The organism is Vibrio sp. ZOR0018, from assembly GCF_963865925.1.
GTDB classification, from domain to species: Bacteria; Pseudomonadota; Gammaproteobacteria; order Enterobacterales; family Vibrionaceae; genus Vibrio; species Vibrio anguillarum.
On sequence record NZ_CAWMCN010000159.1, the window covers coordinates 1 to 2,575 of the forward strand.

The 2,575-nt window shown below is 40.5% G+C and carries 4 protein-coding genes; all 4 read right to left on the bottom strand.

The window, feature by feature from the left end; all coding sequences use genetic code 11:
• Positions 1–81: 81 nt before the first annotated feature.
• Complete coding sequence (locus AACR75_RS17810; RefSeq protein ID WP_047691226.1) at positions 82–438, bottom strand: hypothetical protein; 357 nt, start codon at positions 436–438, stop codon at positions 82–84.
• A 626-nt stretch (positions 439–1,064) separates the two neighbouring features.
• Positions 1,065–1,325, bottom strand: coding sequence for a hypothetical protein (locus AACR75_RS17815; RefSeq protein ID WP_047691228.1), 261 nt, complete (start codon positions 1,323–1,325; stop codon positions 1,065–1,067).
• A 181-nt stretch (positions 1,326–1,506) separates the two neighbouring features.
• Entirely contained in the window at positions 1,507–1,770 is a 264-nt protein-coding gene (locus AACR75_RS17820) for a Txe/YoeB family addiction module toxin (RefSeq protein WP_047691230.1), read from the bottom strand.
• The gene (locus AACR75_RS17825; RefSeq protein ID WP_019283323.1) at positions 1,763–2,017 is read right to left on the bottom strand and encodes a type II toxin-antitoxin system Phd/YefM family antitoxin; all 255 of its coding nucleotides are present in this window, start codon (positions 2,015–2,017) and stop codon (positions 1,763–1,765) included. The genes AACR75_RS17820 and AACR75_RS17825 overlap by 8 nt, the downstream gene beginning before the upstream one ends.
• Positions 2,018–2,575 lie beyond the last annotated feature (558 nt).

The window sequence follows — 2,575 nt, forward strand, 5'->3', positions numbered from 1 at the left end:
AGACTTGGGTATAGGACACCAACGGAGTATATTCATGCGCATCTGTAAAAAGTGTCGCACTTCAAACTTGATACTAAGTGTTCAGTCCCCAATGACTAATTGATTTGGCTTGTTGCCCAAAAACTCTACCCCAACAACCGCTTCCAACTCACTTTCGGTATCAAAATAAACAGCCCATTCAAGCGTTGAATTTAAAAACACATTTGGATTAGAAAACGTTTTTGCTTCCATCCCATAGCTTTCTCGGTTTTGTTCGATATAGCCGTAACATTCTTTAATTGTTTCCAACCATGAGGCAGATATTCGCTTAATAGCTTCTACATCCTCGTCGATGACATGTTCTTTCTCTATATAAATAGTTACACCGTTTAAATTGATGGGCTCAATTTCCCAATAGCCCTCGCGCTTTATTAGAGTCCCAATACCTTTTATTTCCACATGTTTCTCCATGACACCTAACGCCCGCTTAAGGGGCAGCCAACGCTATTACCAACTTGCCGCATAACATCGTAATCACAAAAACCAACGCATGATAAAAATGCCACGCGTTGGCTGTCCCTCTTGAAGCGTTTGTTATGCTTAAGATTCAATGGCTTACGTTTTACCAGAACCAAGATTAACTCGACTTTAACTCACGAACAAAATCCAAAAAGCCAAAAACTGAAATGACTCATAATTTTGAAAATCAGACTTTGAACTTTGGCAGCTAAAACGAAAAAACCTAAGATCAAATTTCCGATTGAGCCAACCGCCATAACCTCGCGCTTGCCCGAAAATTGAATGAGGCAATTCGCTGAATTAGCAGCGCCAAAGAATAATTGTCCGGAAAACCGCGCCCACTGAAGCCAACTTGCCGACAAACTCGAAACCAAACAGCCGAGGGAGCAAAGAAAAGCCATAAACCACTGTTTTGAAATGATTAAGCATAACGCCCGGCTAAGGGGTTGACAACGCACCGCCGAACTTAAAAAACACACCGTAAACACTGAATTTCAATTTTGTACTAAAGTCGCCACGCGTTGGCAATCCCTCTTGAGCCGTTTGTTATGTGCGTTGCTGAATAATTATTTACCTTTCGCTTCAGCATAATAATTATAATCACTAGTTCCACTTGATGCTTGGCGACTAGGTTTAGCTGTCTGCTCTTTATGTTGCCGTAAAAGCTCTTTTTGATAATGCTTTAGAGGTGGGTCTGAACGTGTACTCTTAATTTTTTGAGACCAACCTCGCTCAAAATCATTATACTCCTGTGAATTTCTCGGATATGGATTTTCATAATGCTTAGCGCCATAACCTTTTTTATACGCTTCCGTACGACCCACCATAATTATTGAGTACTCCTTATTTTTGCTCAAAGCACATAACGCCCGGCTAAGGGGTTGACAACGCACCGCCGAACTCAAAAAAACACACTGTAAACACTGAACTTCAATTTTAAACTAAAGTCGCCACGCGTTGGCAATCCCTCTTGAGCCGTTTGTTAGCTGCCTGACGATAAAGCCTAAATTAATAGTGATAACGGCAAGAAATAATCGTGATAGCACTATCATCAACCGCATAAACTAACCTATTCGCATCGTCTATTCGTCGCGACCAAAAACCAGATAAGTTTTCTTTTAGTGGCTCAGGTTTACCTATGCCCTCGAAAGGAGAACGCTTAGCATCCGTGATGAGTTTATTTATACGTTTAAGTGTTTTCTTGTCTTGCGTCTGCCAATAAATATAATCATTCCAAGATTCATCAGTCCAAGATAATAAACGACTACTCATCGATTAAATCTCTTTGGCTCGCCTTACCCGCTTTAAATTGAGCAATTGAACGATGTAAGTGCTCAGCATTTGCCGGAGAACGAAGTAAATGAACCGTTTCCATTAAGCTATTGTAATAATCCAGTGACATAACAACGGCATCTTCAGAATCACGACGTGTGATCACGGTTGTATCTGCGTCATTAACAACAGCATCCAAAACGCTCTTCAAGCTATTTCTAGCTTCTGTAAAAGATACAATTCTCATAAAACCTCCACATGTACATTTAATGAGACAAGTATATGACTAAAAAACCAACTTGTACAGCTAATGGAACATGCGAACTTGTAAGCAGCTAACGCCCGGCTAAGGGGTTGACAACGCACCGCCGAACTTAAAAAACCACTGTAAACACTGAACTTCAATTTTGCACTAAAGTCGCCACGCGTTGGCAATCCCTCTTGAGCCGTTTGTTAGGCCAACCAATTGACACCGACACTCTCACAACCAAAGAACAAGGCTTTTTGTAAATTTTAAAACAACTAACCGATTCATTTATAAACCCAAATGCCCAATCAGAAAAGAAACAAAAAACTCAAATTGAGCGATTTGGAAGAAAAGTGACGGGCGTAGCATACTCAGCGGACGTTTGGATGCTGAAGGTTATTTTGCCGCTAAACTCACAACGAAAAGCAACCCAACGCGATCAAGAAACAACAAATATGTGATGATTATTTATTGCTTAAATTAAGCCACAAAACATGGAATTTACCGTTCAATTCAAACTCGATTTAGCTGATAAAAACTCACCTTGCCTAACGCCCG

Excerpts from the sequence above, each read along its gene's own strand:
- AACR75_RS17815 (WP_047691228.1), bottom strand. The coding sequence starts at position 1,325 with ATGGTGGGTCGTACGGAAGCGTATAAAAAAGGTTATGGCGCTAAGCAT.
- AACR75_RS17820 (WP_047691230.1), bottom strand. The coding sequence starts at position 1,770 with ATGAGTAGTCGTTTATTATCTTGGACTGATGAATCTTGGAATGATTAT.
- AACR75_RS17825 (WP_019283323.1), bottom strand. The coding sequence starts at position 2,017 with ATGAGAATTGTATCTTTTACAGAAGCTAGAAATAGCTTGAAGAGCGTT.